The organism is Microbacterium sp. SYP-A9085, assembly GCF_009649635.1.
GTDB lineage: Bacteria > Actinomycetota > Actinomycetes > Actinomycetales > Microbacteriaceae > Microbacterium.
In genome coordinates, this window is sequence record NZ_WJII01000009.1 from 1 (window position 1) to 15,021 (window position 15,021).

Annotated in this window: 9 protein-coding genes and 1 riboswitch; of the genes, 4 read left to right on the forward strand and 5 right to left on the reverse strand. The window is 73.3% G+C overall.

Annotated elements, in window-relative coordinates:
- Window positions 1–309 precede the first annotated feature (309 nt).
- Window positions 310–1,302, forward strand: coding sequence for a hypothetical protein (locus GH740_RS13640; protein WP_153746659.1), 993 nt, complete (start codon window positions 310–312; stop codon window positions 1,300–1,302).
- Between the two features lie 109 nt (window positions 1,303–1,411).
- Here the strand turns inward: GH740_RS13640 and gcvP are convergent, their stop codons facing one another.
- The 4 genes from gcvP to GH740_RS13660 form a co-directional block, all read right to left on the reverse strand.
- On the reverse strand, window positions 1,412–4,210 hold the full coding sequence (gene gcvP, locus GH740_RS13645; RefSeq protein ID WP_216644958.1) for an aminomethyl-transferring glycine dehydrogenase: 2,799 nt from the start codon (window positions 4,208–4,210) through the stop codon (window positions 1,412–1,414).
- 50 nt (window positions 4,211–4,260) lie between these two features.
- Window positions 4,261–4,638 carry a glycine cleavage system protein GcvH gene (gene gcvH, locus GH740_RS13650; protein WP_153746660.1) on the reverse strand — a complete coding sequence of 126 codons (378 nt, stop codon included), beginning with the start codon at window positions 4,636–4,638 and terminating at the stop codon, window positions 4,261–4,263.
- Complete coding sequence (gene gcvT / locus GH740_RS13655) at window positions 4,635–5,738, reverse strand: glycine cleavage system aminomethyltransferase GcvT (protein WP_153746661.1); 1,104 nt, start codon at window positions 5,736–5,738, stop codon at window positions 4,635–4,637. Before gcvT ends, gcvH begins: the two co-directional genes overlap by 4 nt.
- A 159-nt stretch (window positions 5,739–5,897) precedes the next feature.
- A riboswitch (glycine riboswitch) is annotated at window positions 5,898–5,986 on the reverse strand.
- 48 nt (window positions 5,987–6,034) lie between these two features.
- On the reverse strand, window positions 6,035–7,207 hold the full coding sequence (locus GH740_RS13660; protein ID WP_153746662.1) for a MarP family serine protease: 1,173 nt from the start codon (window positions 7,205–7,207) through the stop codon (window positions 6,035–6,037).
- A gap of 114 nt (window positions 7,208–7,321) precedes the next feature.
- Here GH740_RS13660 and GH740_RS13665 point away from each other — a divergent pair, with 114 nt between their 5' ends.
- From GH740_RS13665 to GH740_RS13675, 3 genes are read left to right on the forward strand one after another with little or no spacing between them, the layout of a single operon-like run.
- Complete coding sequence (locus tag GH740_RS13665) at window positions 7,322–10,921, forward strand: IPT/TIG domain-containing protein (protein WP_153746663.1); 3,600 nt, start codon at window positions 7,322–7,324, stop codon at window positions 10,919–10,921.
- Between the two features lie 22 nt (window positions 10,922–10,943).
- Window positions 10,944–11,930 carry a hypothetical protein gene (locus GH740_RS13670; RefSeq protein WP_153746664.1) on the forward strand — a complete coding sequence of 329 codons (987 nt, stop codon included), beginning with the start codon at window positions 10,944–10,946 and terminating at the stop codon, window positions 11,928–11,930.
- A gap of 8 nt (window positions 11,931–11,938) precedes the next feature.
- Window positions 11,939–13,012: an amidase domain-containing protein gene (locus tag GH740_RS13675; protein ID WP_153746665.1), complete on the forward strand. Its 1,074-nt coding sequence runs from the start codon at window positions 11,939–11,941 to the stop codon at window positions 13,010–13,012.
- Between the two features lie 8 nt (window positions 13,013–13,020).
- On the opposite strand, the gene GH740_RS13680 is transcribed toward GH740_RS13675, so the two are convergent.
- The gene (locus GH740_RS13680) at window positions 13,021–14,925 is read right to left on the reverse strand and encodes a glycosyltransferase family A protein (RefSeq protein WP_172978385.1); all 1,905 of its coding nucleotides are present in this window, start codon (window positions 14,923–14,925) and stop codon (window positions 13,021–13,023) included.
- Window positions 14,926–15,021 lie beyond the last annotated feature (96 nt).

A 15,021-nucleotide genomic window follows, 5' to 3' on the forward strand; every position in this document is an offset into this window, starting at 1 on the left:
CGTACGGGGAGGGGCAGCTCATCTACCGCCGGCAGGGCGAGGACCAGAACACCGGCGCCCACGCCTCCCCCTCCCCCTCCCCGTCCTGACGCGTCGCGCCCGGCCCGGTCCCCTGACCGCGAGAGTGCATCTGACGGCCGAGGAGGCGGTAAATTGCCGCTCCCTCGTCCGTCAGATGCACTCTCGCAGGTCGCGTGCTCACGGCGTCGGCTCCTCCCCAGAACGGCCGGATCGGTCGCGGCGCGCGATTCCTCCACAGCAGGCGACGGGAGGGCCGGACGGGGGCGTGCTGTCAGGCAGGGTGAGGGGATGCTGCTGCTCAACTCCGCGCTCACGATCACCCCGCCGCCCATCGCGCTCCTGCGATGGTCGGACCTACCGCACCCCGAGCGGGCGGTGCGGCGCGGGCATCTGGTTCGCGTCCGGCAGGGCGTCTACGCGTCGGCCGTGGCCTGGAACGCGCTCCCGCCCTGGGAGCGCTATCTCGCCCGCGTCCACGCGGTGGCACTGCTGCATCCCGACGCCGTGTTCTGCCTCGAATCGGCGGAGGCGCTGATCGGGATGCCGGTGTTCGGCGACCCGGTCGTCGTGCATGTGCTCGTCCCCGCACAGGCGACCTCTCGCGCCGTGGCAGGCGTGCGGATGCACCGATCCAGCCTGGAACGAAGCGTCATCCGCGTAGCGGGCATCACGGTGACCGCACCCGGGGATACTGCGGTGGACCTCGCGCGGCATCGGCACAACGCCATCGGCCTCGCCGCGGCCGACGCGGCGCTCCGCCTGGCGACGCCGCCGACTCGCGACGAGCTCGTCGCGATCAACGAGTCACGGGTCAGCAGCAGGGGACGCAACGTCGCACGATGGCCTCTCGCGCGTGCCACCGCGCTCGCCGAGACGCCGTTGGAGTCGATCAGCCGCGCGGTCATCGAATGGCTGGGATTCGCCGAACCTGAGCTGCAGGTGACCTTCCGTGCCCGCACCGGGGAGGAGGATCGTGCGGACTTCGCCTGGCGCGCCGCACGCCTTCTCGGAGAAGCCGACGGCGACCTCAAGTATGACGGCCGGTTCGGCAGCCCGAGCGTGGTCCTGCGCCGCCAGTCCGCCCGCGACAACCGCCTCCGCGAACACGTGCGCGGTATTGCGCACTGGGGGTGGACGGATGCCACTGCGGTCGCGCCGCTTCGCGGCATCCTCAACGGAGCAGGTCTCCGGCAGACGGGGCCCGAGGATCCGGCCCAGCTGACGTCGTTGACGCGGATCCTCGGCGCGCGCGCACCTCATCGCACCGGCGATCGCGCCTGACCGCGCCCGCCCACGACGGTGAGAGTGCAGCTGACGGCCGAAGATGCGGCAATTTACCGCTCCCTCGTCCGTCAGTTGCACTCTCGCGGTCAGCGCGCAGGGGCGGGGGCTAGGCGAACGCCTCGATCGGGGGGCACGCGCAGACGAGGTTGCGGTCACCCCAGGCCTGGTCGATGCGGCGCACCGGCGGCCAGTACTTCGTGCGCACCAGCGCCGGCACCGGGTACACCGCGAGCTCGCGCGGGTACGCGTGGTCCCAGCCGTCGTCGACGACGGATGCCGCGGTGTGCGGCGCGTTCACGAGCGGATTGTCGTCCGCGGGCCACGCTCCGGATGCCACGGCGTGCGCCTCGGCGCGGATCGCCACCATCGCCTCGACGAACCGGTCCAGCTCGTCCAGATCCTCCGACTCGGTCGGCTCCACCATCAGCGTGCCGGCCACCGGGAACGACATCGTCGGCGCGTGGAACCCGTAGTCGATGAGCCGCTTGGCCACGTCGTCCACGGTGACCCCGGTCTCCTCGCGCAGCGGCCGCAGGTCGAGGATGCACTCGTGCGCGACGAGCCCGCCGGCGCCGGTGTACAGCACCGGGAAGTGCTCGCGCAGCCGCGCCGCGAGGTAGTTCGCCGACAGCACCGCCGCGGCCGTGGCATCCCGCAGCCCATCCGCGCCCATCATCCGCACGTACGCCCACGAGATCGGCAGGATCCCCGCCGACCCGTACGGCGCCGCCGACACCGTGCCGCCGCCGAAGACCACGCCGTCGGCGTGTTCCGCGCGCTGCGCGAGCGGGTGGGACGGCAGGTACGGCGCGAGGTGCGCCTTCGCCGCGACCGGCCCGACCCCGGGCCCGCCACCGCCGTGCGGGATGGCGAACGTCTTGTGCAGATTCAGGTGCGACACGTCCCCGCCGAGGTCTCCGAACCGCGCGAAGCCCAGCAGCGCGTTGAGGTTCGCCCCGTCGACGTACACCTGCCCGCCGGCGTCGTGCACGGCCTGCGCTATCTGCACGACGTCCTGCTCGTACACCCCGTGCGTGGACGGATACGTGATCATCAGCGCCGCCAGCGCGTCCGCGTGCGCGGCGATCTTCGCGCGCAGGTCGACGAGGTCGACGTTGCCGGCCTCGTCGCACGCGACCACCACCACCCGCATCCCCGCCAACACCGCGGATGCCGCGTTCGTGCCGTGCGCGGACGACGGGATCAGGCAGACCGTGCGTGCCTCGTCGCCGTTCGCGCGGTGGTAGCCGCGGATCGCCAGCAGGCCCGCGAGCTCCCCCTGCGAGCCGGCGTTCGGCTGCAGCGACACGCTGTCGTACCCGGTGACCTCGGCCAGCCACGTCTCGAGCTGGTCGATCATCGCAAGGTACCCGTGCACGTCGGCCTCCGGCGCGAACGGGTGCACGCGCGCGAACTCCGGCCAGCTGATCGCCGCCATCTCGGTGGCCGCGTTCAACTTCATCGTGCACGAGCCCAGCGGGATCATGCCCCGGTCCAGGGCGTAGTCCCGGTCCGCGAGCTGCTTGAGGTACCGCATCATGGATGTCTCGGACCGGTGCGTGTGGAACACCGGATGCGTGAGGTACTCGTCCTCGCGGTGCAGCAGCGCATCCACGCCGTCGAGGGGCACGGCGTCGGCAAACGGCACGGACGCCGCCACCCCGAACGCCGCGGCGACCGCGGCGAGGTCCTCCGCCGTCGTGGTCTCGTCGACCGACACGCCGACCGTGCCCTCGTCGGCGCGGTGCAGCTGGTAGCCGCGCTCGCGGGCCCGGTCGACGACCGCGCCGGCGTCGGGCACCGTCACCCGGATGGTGTCGAAGAAGGAGTCGTGCTGCACGGCCAGCCCGCCCGCGCGCAGCGCCGCCGCCAGGGCGGACGCCTTCCGGGCGACGTCCGACGCTATCGCGCGCAGCCCGTCCGGGCCGTGGTACACCGCGTACATCGCGGCCATCACCGCCAGCAGCACCTGCGCGGTGCAGATGTTGGATGTCGCCTTCTCGCGGCGGATGTGCTGCTCGCGCGTCTGCAGCGCGAGCCGGTACGCGGGGTGCCCGGCGGCGTCCTGCGAGACGCCCACGAGGCGCCCCGGCAGCTGCCGCTCCAGGCCCAGCCGCACCGCCATGTACCCGGCGTGCGGTCCGCCGAAGCCCATCGGCACGCCGAACCGCTGCGTGGTGCCCACCGCGACGTCCGCGCCGAGCGACCCCGGCGAGCGCAGCAGCGTGAGAGCGAGCAGGTCGGCGGCGACGACGGCCAGTCCCCCGGCCTCCTGCGTCGCCGCTATCACCGAGGTCGGGTCCCACACGCGCCCGGACGCACCGGGATACTGCACGAAAACGCCGAACAGCGCCTCCGGCAGCGCCGCGCCGTCGGCCAGCGCGAGCTCGACGAGCTCGATCCCGACCGCGGCGGCGCGCGCGCGCAGCACGGCCTTCGTCTGCGGGAACGCGTCGGCGTCCACGACGAACACCGACGCCCCGGCCTTGGATGCACGGCGGGCCAGCAGCATCCCCTCGGCGACGGCCGTGGACTCGTCCAGCATCGACGCGTTCGCGGTGGACAGGCCGGTGAGGTCGGAGACCATCGTCTGGAAGTTGATCAGCGCCTCCAGGCGCCCCTGCGAGATCTCCGGCTGGTACGGCGTGTAGGCGGTGTACCAGGACGGGTTCTCCAGCACGTTGCGCGCAATCACCGACGGCGTCAGCGTGTCGTAGTAGCCGAGTCCGATCATCGGGGTCGCGGGCCGGTTCTGGGACGCGAGCGCGCGCAGCTCGGCGAGCGCCTCGGCCTCGGTCGCCGCGGCCGGGATGGCGCTGGTCGCCCGGGGGGCGGCGTGGATGGATGCCGGCACGGCGGCGTGCACGAGGGCGTCGACCGTGTCGTATCCGACGGCGTCGAGCATGCGGCGCTGGGCGGCCGCGTCCGTGCCGATGTGGCGGGTCGAGAAGGCGCTCACGCGGCGCCGTCCGTGAGCGCCTGGTATCCGGCGCGGTCCAGCAGCGCGACCGACTCGGTGCCGCGGATCTTCACGAGCCAGCCGTCGCCGAACGCGTCGCTGTTGATCAGGGACGGGTCGTCGGTGAGGGCGGAGTTGACCTCGACGACCTCGCCGGTCACCGGCGCGTACAGCTCGCCCACCGACTTCGTGGATTCGATCTCGCCGCACACGTCGCCGGCGGTCACCGCCTGGCCGACGGCGGGCAGGTCGACGTAGACCACGTCGCCGAGCTTGTCGGCGGCGAAGTCGGTGATGCCGACGGTGGCGACATCGCCGTCGCGGTCGATCCACTCGTGTTCGGCGGTGTAGTGCAGGCTGTTCAGATCGGTCATTTCGTCCTCCGGTAGAAAGGCAGGGTGGTGACGGTGGCGGGGATGCCGGTGCCCCGCACGTCGATGGACAGGGCGGTTCCCGGTGCCGCGAACTCCGGCGCCACAAACGCGAGCGCTATCGGGTGTCCGAGCGTGGGCGAGAGGGCCCCGCTCGTGATCTCGCCGACCTCGGCGCCGCCGGGGCCGAGCACACGGTAGCCGGCGCGGCCGGCGCGGCGGCCCTCGGCGCTCAGGCCGACGAGCACACGCGCGCCGCCGAGGTCGCGGGCCTCGAGTCCTGCCTTGCCGACGAACTCGTCCTTCGTCGTGGCGACGACCCGTTCCAGGCCCGACTGCGCCGGCGCTATGTCGCGGCCGAGCTCGTGGCCGTACAGCGGCATGCCCGCCTCCAGGCGCAGCGTGTCGCGGGCGGCCAGACCCGCCGGGACGAGCCCGTGCGGCTCGCCGGCGGCCAGCAGCGCGTCCCACAGCGCCCCGGCCTGCGCGTTCGGGATCAGCAGCTCGAACCCGTCCTCGCCGGTGTAGCCGGTGCGGGCGATGAACACCGTCGCGTCCCCGAATGTGCCGTCGCGCCACGCGTAGTAGCCGAGGCCGGGGAGGTCGGATGCCGCGAGCCCGGCCGTCTCGCCGAGGATCTGCTCGGCGCGGGGGCCCTGCACCGCGATGAGGACGAACTGGTCGGTGACGTCCTCGACGGTGGCGCCGCGCACCGCGCGCTCCGCGAACGCCTCGGCCACGGCATCTCGGTTCCCGGCGTTCGCTATCACGAGGAAGCGCTCCTCGCCGGTGCGGTAGACGATGACGTCGTCGACGATGCCGCCGTCCTCCGCCAGCACGAGCGAGTACTTCGCCTTGCCGACAGCGAGCGTGGACAGCCGCCCGGCGAGCGCGTAGTCCAGGAACGCGCCGGCCCCGCTCCCGGTGACCAGGAACTCGGCCATGTGCGAGATGTCGAAAAGTCCGGCGGCTTCGCGCACGGCGCGGTGCTCGGCGAGGTCGGATGTGTAGCGGACGGGCATGTCCCATCCGCCGAAGTCGGTGAACGAGGCGCCGAGGGCGACGTGCCGCTCGTGCAGTGGAGTGTGACGAAGTTCAGGCATGGGTTGTTCCGAGTCGTGCGGCGCCTTCCGGCGACGGGCGGACTCCCCCTCTGTCATGGGCCTGAGAGTTTCACCGGCCCGGGATGGCACCCGGTGCGCGGTTTTCACCGTCGGCGGATCCCGGGGCCACAGCCCTTGAGGATCGCTTTTCAGAGCGGCCGGACGCACACGGTATGCGGACCTGAGAGATTGGCGGGGAGGCTTGCTCCTTCGGTGTCCGGCGGACCGGACTCTCCCGCGCGCGTCATGCGGCCATGTTGCTGTTCAGTTTGCGGTCTTCAGCATACCGGTGACGGTCATCGCACGCAGTGGCCCGACGATACCGGCGTGGTGAGCGACCCCAGCCGCGCCACGACCGGTTTCAGCGCCTGGTCGGCGATGGCGTATCCCCGATCGCCGCGGTCCTCGGCGCGGGCGAACACGACCCCCGCGACGGTGCCCTGCGCGGTCAGCAGCGGCCCGCCGGAGTTGCCCGGCCGCACCTGCGCGTCCAGCGCGTACACCGGCCGCACCTCGGCGTGCTGGTCGTAGATGTCCGGCACCCGCGCCGGCCCGGCCGACAGCACCTGCGCGTCGCCAAGCGTGAGCGGACCCCCATACGGATAGCCGGCGACGGCGGCGGCCGCGCCCAGCGGCAGCGGGTCGGCGAGCCGCAGCGGGGTGGCGCCGAGCCCCGGCACCGCTATCACCGCGAGGTCCTGGCCGGCGTCGAAGTACACGACGCGGCCCTGGTGCGCGCCGCGCCCGGGCAGCTGCACGACCGGCGCGTCGACACCCGCGACGACGTGCGCGTTCGTGACGACGGCGTCCCGGGACACCGCGAAGCCCGAGCCGGTCTGGCTCATGCCGCACGCGTACGCGACGCCGGTGACGCGGGCCACCGACCGCGACGCCGCCGCAATCTGCGGATCGTCCAGCCGCAGCGGCGTGGTCGGCGCGACGGCGCCGGGCGTCAGCAGGGTGCCCACCGCGGGCAGCCCGTCGGCGGCCAGCGAGCTGCGCACCTGGGCGAGCGCCTGCTGCACGGGGGCGGGGATGAGGGAGTCGATGGTGCGGACGACCTGCGAGGATGCCACGGCCGGCGACACCACGGGGATGCCGGTCGCGACGATGCCGGTCGCGGCGAGCGAGGCCACCAGCGCGGTCGCCACGAGCCCGACGGCGCCGCCGAGCACCCGGTCCGCGATGCGCAGCGGCGTGCGGTCCACACCGCGGCGGAGCCTGCTGCCGACCAGCCCTCCCAGCGACGCGCCGACGGTCAGCAGCACGACCCATGCGGCGAGCTCGACGACGGTCCCCCACACCGGCGCGGCGAGCAGCCGCGCGAGCAGCGGCGCGAGCCACAGGGCGGCCACGCCACCCGCGACAAGGCCCACGATCACGCCGATGCTCGCCACCAGCCCTCTCGCCAGGCCCGCCACCGCGGCGATGACCAGGATCACCACCAGCACGACGTCGACGACCGTCATCCGACTCCCTCCGGTGCCGCCAGGGTAAGGGCCGGATCTGGGAAACGCCCCATCCGGTATCAGGACGAGGGTGCGCGGCCTCTTCACGGTGACACGTTCGGTTTGGAGGACGTCATGGCTGTACGCGAGGGCGCGACGGATCTTCCCGGAAGGCGCGCGGTGATCGACATGGGCTCCGGCATCCCGGAGTTCGCCCGGGGTGCCCTGCCCCGCCTGGACCCGCTCGACCCCGCGTCGGCGCAGCTGGTCAAGGGGCACACGGAGCTCGCCGACGACATCCTGCAGGACCGGCTGGTCGCCGCGACGCACTTCTCCGCGAGCCTGACCCGCATCGTCGAGGATCCCGCATTCGACATCGGCACCACCACGACGGCCGCGGTGCCGGGGCAGCTCACCGGCGTCGTGGTCCAGCCGGAGGGAGTGCCGGCGAACCGGGTGCAGGTGTCGATAGCGCGTCCGTTCCCGAGCGGGCCGGGTGCCGGCACCGCCGTCACCGGCACGGACGGGGCGTTCGCCATCGCCGTGCCCGCGGCGGTGCGCGCGGCGCCGGGCCTTGCCACGATGGTGCTGCGGGTGGCCGGCGGCACCGTCGCCGTCGAGGTGGACGTGGATGTCGCCGCTCTCGGCGCGACCGGCGCGGTCGGCACCCTCACGCTGCCGCGCACGGTGGACGCGCTGCCGGTCTCCGTGATAAGCCAGCTCGGCGCTGTCGTCGCGGGCCTGGATGCCAGCACGCCGGGCGAGCCCGCACCGCAGGCGGCGGGTACGGTGCCGCAGCTCACGCTCGGCGCCGACACGTGCTCGCAGCTGTTCCGCAGCGACTTCTCCACCGACCGCTTCCCGTACGGGGTGCTCGTGCGTCTCGTGGAGCCCCGGCCGAGCATCGGCACCGTGGCGGCAGACCTGAAGGGCCACCGCGTCTCGATAGCAAATTTCGCCGCGCTCGGCGTGCAGGGCCTGGCCTACCGGCACGCCGACCGGGTGCCGATCGATCAGCCGGTCAGCGTCGACGCCTTCCGGGACGGCCTCGCCGGGGTGTCGCCGGCCGGGGTCGGCACCGGCGCCACCACGGTGCCGATCGCCGGCACGCTCGGGCTCGGCTACATCGTGCACCTCGCGCAGCGGTGGACACCGCAGGGCCTCATGCTCGGCGACCTCGTGTACTCGCTGCCGCTGGCGCCCGGCGAGCAGCAGCGGATAGCGATCGTCGACCAGCGCTCGACGATGTCGGTCACCGAGAGCGAGCGGCTGGACGTGCAGGAGGCCGAGTCGTTCCGCGAGGCGCAGGACGCGTCGGCCCGCGCGACGTTCGAGTCCGGGATGTCGCAGTCGGCGTCCGGCGGCAGCAGCTTCAGCACCGAGGCGCACTCCTCGTCGTGGGGCGCCGCGGGCGGCATCGGCTTCGCGGTCGGCCCCATCGTGATCGGCGGCGGCGCGGCCGGCGGAGGCGGCAGCTCCGACTCCTCCGGAAACACGAACAACTGGATGCAGGGGGTCAGCGGCTACACGTCGACGGCCGCCCAGTCCTCGCACGCGTCGGTGGAGCGCGCCGCCAATGCGCAGCGGAGTTTGCAGCGGATGGGGATGCGGCTGGCCGCGGCATCCGAGCGCAGCGAAGTCGTCACGAAGGTGATCGCGAACCACAACCGCACGCGCGCGCTGACGATGCAGTACTGGGAGGTGCTGCGCGTGTTCGACGTGCGCTCTGCCGTCGAGGGCGTCACGCTCGTCTGCTTCGTGCCGCTGGACCCGATCCGGTTCCTGCCCGCGGGGGCCGCCGCGACCCTCGCCGACGCGGCCGTGAGCCGCGCGGCGCTGCTGTACCGGTACGGGCGGCTCATCGAGAACGCCGACGTGCTGCGCCGCGTCATCGAGCGCCCGTACCGGAAGGGACTGTCGCTGCTGGAGGAGTTCGCGGGCGACCCGCGGGCCACGGTGCAGGCGCCCACCGACTCCGCCGCGGATGTCGTCACGGTACAGGCCGAGGGGACGTTCCTGCCGTACGACGACGTGTGGGTCACGCTCCTGGCCGCCGGGGGCCGGCGGATCGGCCCGTACCCGATGCCGACCTCCGGGCTGCCCGGCCTTCCGGACACCGCCGGCCCGGCATCCGCGCTCGCGTCCGAGGCGGAGCTCGTCGCCCGGCTGAGCGCCCTGCGCACCGGCAGCGCGCGGCACGTGGTCTCCCGCAGCGTGGTGCTGCCGGACTGGCTGCCGCGCACGGACGTGGTGGGAGTGGAGTTGACCCGCCAGTTCCGCGGCATCCAGTACCACTTCCCCTCCTCGAGCGCGACCGAGGCTGCCCGGCTCACTCAGGGCGGCCTGCCGTTGACCGGCATCGCCGAGCTGATCTCCGGCGGCGCGCCCGCCCGCGACGTGTGGTTCGCGCCGGACCGGCTGGAGCGCGAGGTCGGCGGTCCGCGCCTGAACCGGGTGCGCGCGGCGCTCGTGGACGCGTCCACGTCGATGACCACCCCGCCCCCCGCCGACAAGACGTACTTCGACGAACTGCTCGCGGGCGCCGAGTTCACCCTCGCGCCGCAGCCGTTCGCGGCGACCCAGCTGCCGCCCGAGCTGCGATACTCGGCGGTGCTGGAGATCGAGAAGGCGCTGCAGCACGTGATGGCCAACACCGCGACGTACTCGAAGGCGGTGTGGATGTCGCTGACGCCGGAGGAGCGGGTGATGCTCCTGGAGGGCTTCACGATCGGCGTGCACGACGGCGTCGCCGACCAGAGCCAGGACATCCCGCTGCTCGCGTGCGTCGCGAACCAGCTGCTGGGCTTCTACGGCAACTCGATGGTGCTGCCGTTCATGATCCCCGCGTCGCTGGTCGCGAAGCGCAAGCCCGTGGACGGCGTGCCGTTCACGACCGCGTCCGTGCAGGATGCCCTCGCGAAGTACCACGCCACGGCGTTCTCGCCACCGGCGTCCACGATCGCGCTGCCCACCCGCGGGGTGCTCGGCGAGGCGGTGCTGGGGCACTGCCCGTCGGCGGAGAAGATCGACCTCACCCGGTTCTGGAACTGGCAGGATTCGCCACTGGATCCGGCGCCGGAGATCTCCGCGGTCACCGTCCCGACGGCCTCCCTCACCGCCGGCGCCACCGCCCCCTCCGCACTGACCGGGGTGGCGCCGATGATCCAGAACTTCAGCACCGCCGGCCCCACCCAGGACACCAGCCTGCTGGCGTCCCTGATCCAGGCCGGCGCGGCGGCGAAGGGGTTCGACGTGGCGTCGCTGACCGGATCGGCGGCCCTTGCCGACCTCGTCAAGGCCACGCTGTCCACCGCGGAGTCCGCGCGCAAGGATGCCCTGGCCAACGCCACCACGATGGCGACGAAGGCCATGGACTCGATCCCGAACGTGATCGCCGCGAAGGCCGCCGCCGGCAAGAAGGACGACGAGAAGAAGACCGACGAGAAGAAGGACACCGGCACGCCGGGCCCGGACGCCCCCACCGTGACCGAGCTGTCACCCACGCACGGACCGGCCGGCACGAAGCTCGCCATCACCGGCACCAAGTTCACCGGCGCCACCGGCGCCACGGTCGGCGGCAAGGCGCTCGGCACCTTCACCGTCGTCAGCGACACGCGCATCGAGGGGGCGGTGCCCGCGGGCCTTCCCACCGGGAAGGCCGCCGAGGTCGCCGTCACCGGGCCCAAGGGCACGAGCGCCCCGTCGGCCAAGTCGGGTTTCACCGTGGACGCCTGAGGCGTCGCCGAAGGAGGACATCATGGCCGACACACCTGTGGACACCGCCGAGGACCGGGCGCTGGACGCGCTGGTCGCGGTGATCCAGTCGACGGCCGGCCCGGGGGTCGCCGAGGCTCAGGCCCTGCTGCTGCGGCGGCTCGCGCTGGACGGCGACATCATCCCCACCCGGATGCCCGGCGTCCTCAACGTCACCGAGGCCGCCGGCTACCTGAACCTGCTCGACACGCTCGGGCAGCGCCAGACGATGCTCGACGTGCTCTCCGGTGCGCTGGGCGTCGCCAGCGCGTCCGCACGCGCACTCGCAGAGGCGCCCCCGCCGCTGGCGCTGACGCCCCTGGCGAACGACCGCCCGGCCGGGACGGCGGCATCCACCGCCCCCTCGAACGTGCTGGTGCGCGCGGACCTGGTCGCGGGCCTGGTCGCCGCCCGCGACGTCGTGCGCTCCTTCGGCGGCGTGCTGCCGCTGTGGTCACCGCCCGCCCCGGTGCCGCTGGCGGAGGCCGCCGACGAACTGGACGCCATCGGGCGGCGCCTGCGCATCCTGCCGACCGCGGCCCTTGTCGACCCGACCACCGACAGCCTCGTCCTGGCGCGCCCGACCGGCGGCCTGCCCGGCGGCTACACCGTGATGGCGCGGCCGGACCCCGCGGCGGCCGCGACCGGCGCGCTGCCGGACGTCGAGTACGAGGCGGTCGCACGGGATGCCGCCACCGGCACCCCGACCACGGTCGACCTCGGTGTCACGAAGCTCGTGCCGATCGGGCCGCCGCTGTCCGCCGGCGGATGGCGCAGCGCCGTCACCGACGAGCCGCCGGCGACGGCATCCGACCTGGCGTGGACCCGGCTGACCGCCGTCGCGGGCCTGCTGCCGGAGGTGACCCGGCTGCGCGACGAGCTGCTGCTGCTGCACACCGCGGCCGAGGCCGGCGATTCGCCGTTCGCGCAGAAGCTCGACTGGGTGTGGGACGGCGCCGCGTTCGCCGCCCCCGGCGGCACCGGGAGTTGAGGCGCGACATGGATCGTGACGATGCCGTCGCCTCCGCGAAGCAGCACTGGTTCCGGCCCACCGCCGACGGGATGGTGTGGGCGAAGAGCTTCGCGATCGACGTGGCCGCGCGCAAGGCCGAGGCCCTGGCCCGCAAGCAGATCGAGGCGGACTGGGAGGCCGTGTTCCTGCGCAAGCAGGTGACGGATGTCTCCACCGGCGTGACCGGGGAGGCCGACGGCCTTTTCTTCGTGAAGCCCGCGCACGTGGGCGTGCACTTCCGGGAGAGCGAGGTCCCGGCCGCGGAGCGGATGCTGACGCAGGACTGGTTCGGTCCTCGCGGCGTGCCCGGCACCCCGGAGGGACTGAACGATTGCACCGCGTACGTGTCGCACTGCCTCGTCGACGGCGGGGTGGCCTTCCTCGGCCCGGCGAGCCCGGGCGACGTATGGCCCACGCGCAGCGCGCAGCAGATCTACCGCCTGCTCAGCGAACGCCCGGCGTCACAGGTGAAACGGCTCACCGACATGTGCGCGGCCGCCGCGGCCGCCCGCGTGTTCGAGGCGCTCGCGCACATCATCAAGCCCGGCGACGTCCTCACGTTCGCCGCCGCCGGACGCCACGAGCACGCCGGCATGCTCGTGACCGTGGACGCCGCCACCGGCGATGCGAGGATGACGTGCCACTCCACGATGGACCACCCGGACCTGGGCGCCGGTGAGGGCACGTGGCAGATCCGCACCCAGGGCTGGGAGCACCCGTTCGTCAGCATCCTGCACTTCAGCCACGACGACCCCGCACCACCCGCGGCGCTGGCGGCGCTCGCCGGGTGGTGGAAGGTGATGCTCCTGGGCACCAAGACCGTGTTCATGCACCTGACCGCCGGCGGCGCGGCGGCGTGGACGCCGCGCAAGCCCACCGGCACCGGTGCCCCCGCCAAGCCCGCCGGGCGCGGGCACTGGTACGCGGATGCCGCGGGCACCGGGCTCGTCGTCGTGTGGGAGAACGGCGCCGTGGACACCCTCGCCCCGGCCCCCGACACGCAGAGCATGCTCGGCACCGAGGACGCCTGGCCGCTGCTGGCGTCCCGCGACCTGACCTGAGCCCGGCGTCAGCGGCGGTGCCGCCAGAGCCAGAACCGACGGCGCAGGGACGCGGGAAGCGCGTTCCAGAGACGGCGCGCGATGCGGCGGATGCTGTACCGCGGCGCGTTGCCGGCCGCCGGGATGACCCGCACGCGCCCGCGCCGTCCCGGCCGCAGCCGCGTGCGCGACCGCGTCTGCCCGAATGCGACGACGACAGTGTGCACACGGTCCGGCAGCGTGCCGACGATGCGCGCGCGGCCCTCGGCGACCTCGAGCCGGCAGGCGCCGACCACGCGTCCCGACGCGTTCAGGAGCCGCCCGTCGACGATGTGGGGCGCGAGCGCGGCGACGTGCGGCAGGTCGACCTCGAGCCGCCGCCGTGTCCCGTCGGAGGTCCAGGACGCCGTCGTGGCGGGATCGTCCACGACGCTGAACAGGGTCTGCCCGATATCGACGCTCAGCGATCCGTTCTGCGTGCGGTACGCGGCGGCGAGGACCCCGGACACCGCGGCCCAGCGCCGAGGCGCAGCGGCGGTGCTGAGCTGTCGTACGATCCGGGTGCGCAGGGCCACCGTGCGCACATGCAGGTCCCACGGCCCGTCGTGCCGGCGGCCGGGGCCGTCGTCCGCGAGCGGCCAGTGCACGGCGATGCCGGCCCGCAGCTGCGCGGCGCCGTCCTCGGCGACCAGGTCCGCCCCGCTGCCGAACGCGAGCAGCCAGTCGATCTTCCGGGTGCGGGAGCGCCGGTCGACGCCGTATGTGACGGCCCGGAGCGCCCCGGTCACGTCCGTGTCGAGGCCGTGCGCGGCGGCGAACTCCGCGACCGCCGGGGCGAGGGCCAGCCAGGCGGTGACGCCGTCGCTGCGGACGGTGGGCGTGCCCTTCACGTCGAACCGCCAGCGCAGCGCCAGCCGCAGATGCAGGCCGTCGGCCGCCCACGCCACGTCCTCCACGGCGGGGGTGCACTGCAGACGCGGGAATGTGCCCTCGTGCGCGTCGACGAGGTCGAAGCGCCCCGCGCGCAGGATCGCGGTCTTGATGCGCCGCCACGCGTCCAGGTGCTGGTCGGCGTCGACCGGGATCCGCTCCAGCAGGTCGGCGGTGAAAGCGCGGATCCGCTCCCGCTGCGCGGGCGTGCGCCGCTCCCACCGGAACAGCGGCAGAACCCGCATGTGCAGCTGGTAGGCGCGGAACCGCGGCAGCAGCTGCGCGAACCGCGGCTGGTCGAGCTCCTCGTCGATCCAGCGGAACACGCGAGCCACGGCATCCAGGTACTCGTCGAGGTCGTCGTGGAAAGTGCCGCTGGTCGTGGCGTGCGGGGGGCGGTTCCAGTAGTAGAACGGCGTCTCCACCAGGAGCGCGACCACGTCGGCCCGGGCGTGCGCGGCGATGTCGAAGCAGATGTCCTCCCAGATCTGCCGGCCGCCCTCCGGGAACCGGATGCCGCGCTCCCGCAGGAACGCGGTGCGGAACATCTTGTGCGGGTTCATCGGCAGCAGCGGGTGCGGCTCGATCCATCCGATCGCGTTGTCGACGTTCGTCGGAACGTCGCGCATCGCCCAGCCGGGCGTGTTGCTCTTGGACTCCTTGCCGTCCACGACGTCCGCACCGGTCCGGTCGGCCAGGGCGCACGCGGCGCGCAGCGCGTCCGGGAACAGGCGGTCGTCGTGGTCGATGAACACGACGTACGCGCCCTGGGCCTGGTCGATGCCCGTGTTGCGCGGACGCGACGGCCACCCGGACGGGGGCAGCAGGATCACCCGGTAGTTGCCGCGCCCGCGCGCCAGCGCGTGAAGCCGTGCCGGGGTGTCGTCCGGCGATCCGTCGTCGATCAGGAGGACCTCGAACTCGTCCTGCGGCAAGGTCTGTGCATCCAGGCTCGCCACGAGAGCGTCGAGGTGCTCGGTGGAGCGGTAGGTGGGCACCACCACAGTCACACGCTTCAGGAGCGCCTCCTTCATCGGCGGCGACGCGACACGCCGCCCGGCGCTCAGCGTATCGCCGCGGACGCCGCCGCCTCGCGACGC

Excerpts from the sequence above, each read along its gene's own strand:
- GH740_RS13640 (WP_153746659.1), top strand. The coding sequence starts at position 310 with ATGCTGCTGCTCAACTCCGCGCTCACGATCACCCCGCCGCCCATCGCG.
- gcvP (WP_216644958.1), bottom strand. The coding sequence starts at position 4,210 with ATGCTCGACGCCGTCGGATACGACACGGTCGACGCCCTCGTGCACGCC.
- gcvH (WP_153746660.1), bottom strand. The coding sequence starts at position 4,638 with ATGACCGATCTGAACAGCCTGCACTACACCGCCGAACACGAGTGGATC.
- gcvT (WP_153746661.1), bottom strand. The coding sequence starts at position 5,738 with ATGCCTGAACTTCGTCACACTCCACTGCACGAGCGGCACGTCGCCCTC.
- GH740_RS13660 (WP_153746662.1), bottom strand. The coding sequence starts at position 7,207 with ATGACGGTCGTCGACGTCGTGCTGGTGGTGATCCTGGTCATCGCCGCG.
- GH740_RS13665 (WP_153746663.1), top strand. The coding sequence starts at position 7,322 with ATGGCTGTACGCGAGGGCGCGACGGATCTTCCCGGAAGGCGCGCGGTG.
- GH740_RS13670 (WP_153746664.1), top strand. The coding sequence starts at position 10,944 with ATGGCCGACACACCTGTGGACACCGCCGAGGACCGGGCGCTGGACGCG.
- GH740_RS13675 (WP_153746665.1), top strand. The coding sequence starts at position 11,939 with ATGGATCGTGACGATGCCGTCGCCTCCGCGAAGCAGCACTGGTTCCGG.